The following is a 1809-nucleotide window of genomic DNA, read 5'->3' on the forward strand; positions in this document are numbered from 1 at the left end:
TTCTCGGGCACGAGGCTGTAGCGTCCCTCCACCCACACATAATGTCCGAGCTTGTGCCGCAGTCTGTATGTGGCTTCGGTGTTGGCCTGCTCCGTTCGTGCGGCACAGATCAGCGTGGTGACGTTTGGCCAGTCGTCGGGGTGGATGATTTCCACGATGCTGCCGCCCTGGAGCTCCTCGGGCCGGTAGCCCAGTATGGCAAAGGCTGCAGGCGACACGTAGGTTCGACGCAGCGCATGATCGAGCTGCATGATGACGTCCTGGGCATGGTCGGCCAAGAGGCGGTATTGAGCCTCGCTGCGTGACAGCCTGGCCTCTGAACGGACCGTCCGCCGCATCTGTTGCCTGAGGTAAAAACCCAGGATGGCTGCCGTCGCACAGAGAACCGCAATGGCGAGCACGATGGCGATGGTTTTCTCCCGCCACACGGCGAAAACGTCACCCTCGGAAAAGGCCACCGTCAGCACCAGGGGCAAATCGCCCACATGGGTGAAGCTGTAGATCCGATCCACACCGTCGATGAAGGATTTGCCTGTAAACGTTCCCGCTGGTGAACGCGCGATCCTTTGAAAGTTGGAGCTAGCGCCATGGCTGAGCCCGACACGATCGACCGCGTAGGGAGCTCGCATCAGAGAAATGCCATCCGAGCGAAGCAGGTTGATGGAGCCGCTGGCTCCGAGGTCGGCTTGGGAGAACAGGTCTTTGAAGTAGGTGAGCCGCATCGTGCCGACCACGATGCCAGCAAAAGACCCGTCTGCGCCCTTCAGCGCGCGGCTGAGGGCGATGACATCGTCGTCGCCCGTCACGCGCCGCGTAAAAGGTGCACTGACGAACAGGCCACGGTCCGGAGCGACCTTCTGCGCCTGGAAATACTCACGGTCGGCGAGATCGGCACCGATGGCTGCCGGCTTCGAGCCCCGGACGACCTTGCCGTCACGATCGAGCACCAAGATAGCGCCGAGATCTTTTGCCGAAGCGGCGCGATCGAAGAGGACCAGGTCCTGGAAGCGCAAGCTGAGGTTCTGCAAGCCCGGTTCTGCAAGCCCGTCGACGACGGCCTGGAGTGACAGGTCGTACACCTCGATGGTGCGGGAGATGTCCTGTGACAGGGCGTGAAGCAGATTAGTCTCATTGCTCACAGCCTGGGCGTAGGTGTTCTGCCGCAGGTCGTAGAGTGTCAGGCCCGACGCGGCACAGAACCCACCGACCACCACCATGATGGCGAAACCGAGCACACGCAGCTTCGACGGCCGTTGGTTTGACCACTGATCGTGGGATGGAGCGACATCGTCCACGGACGACAAATCCGACGATGCAGAGCCTGACGACATGGCGTGGCTCATCAGGCGCCACGCTGAAAGACGAAACATGCAAGTGCGGAAACCATGGGCATGCTCACTTGAAACGAGGCTCGCCAGCAGCTTACCCATGATCGCTTCTACAACCCATGTGTTTGCCCCTTTCTATGAGGGGTGGGTCGAATGCACCGTGATGGTGCAGTTCGGTCGGCTCAGAACTCCTGCCACTCGTCCGCGCCGGCAGCGCCGACCGAGGCTCCGTTGGACACCATCTTCTGCGCCGGCATGGCCCTTTTCGGCGCTGCGGCTTTGGTCCTGGGGATAAGGGCAGCAGGCGTTGCTCGCGAGGGCCGCGGCTGTGTCATGGTGCTGGCCCTGCCCGTTGTCTCCACCTTGAAACGGCTGACAAGTCCCGCGAGCGCCTCGGTTTCCTGGGCCAGGGTCTTGCTGGAGGCTGTCGACTGTTCGACCATGGCGGCGTTCTGCTGTGTGACCTGATCCATCTGGTTGA

At 61.7% G+C, this 1809-nt stretch carries 1 protein-coding gene and 1 pseudogene; both read right to left on the reverse strand.

The window, feature by feature from the left end:
- On the reverse strand, window positions 1-1430 hold a 1430-nt coding region (locus P7D22_RS22775), incomplete at its 3' end, for a PAS domain-containing protein (protein WP_319936534.1).
- Window positions 1431-1510: 80 nt separating this feature from the next.
- Window positions 1511-1809: pseudogene (locus P7D22_RS22780) on the reverse strand (methyl-accepting chemotaxis protein); the annotation flags it as partial.

Source organism: Lichenihabitans sp. Uapishka_5, from assembly GCF_033947565.1.
In the GTDB taxonomy this organism is placed as follows: domain Bacteria; phylum Pseudomonadota; class Alphaproteobacteria; order Rhizobiales; family Beijerinckiaceae; genus Lichenihabitans.